The 255-nt window shown below is 53.7% G+C and carries 1 rRNA gene; it reads right to left on the bottom strand.

The window, feature by feature from the left end:
• A 23S ribosomal RNA gene (locus tag GTA51_RS21660) occupies positions 1 to 255 on the bottom strand; the annotation flags it as partial.

Genomic DNA, 255 nt, shown 5'->3' with positions numbered 1-255 from the left:
GCGACCGCCCCAGTCAAACTACCCACCAGACAATGTCCTCGAACCGGATAACGGTCCGAGTTAGAAGCTTAAACAACCGAGGGTGGTATTTCAAGGTTGACTCCGCCGACGCTGGCGCGCCGGTTTCGCAGTCTCCCACCTATCCTACACACGATTGTCCAAGCTCCAATGTCAAGCTATAGTAAAGGTGCACAGGGTCTTTCCGTCTTTCCGCGGGTAGACGGCATTTTCACCGCCACATCAATTTCACTGAGT

The sequence above is a fragment of the Solidesulfovibrio aerotolerans genome (assembly GCF_009856865.1).
In the GTDB taxonomy this organism is placed as follows: domain Bacteria; phylum Desulfobacterota; class Desulfovibrionia; order Desulfovibrionales; family Desulfovibrionaceae; genus Solidesulfovibrio; species Solidesulfovibrio aerotolerans.
This window is presented reverse-complemented; position numbering and strand designations above follow the sequence as displayed.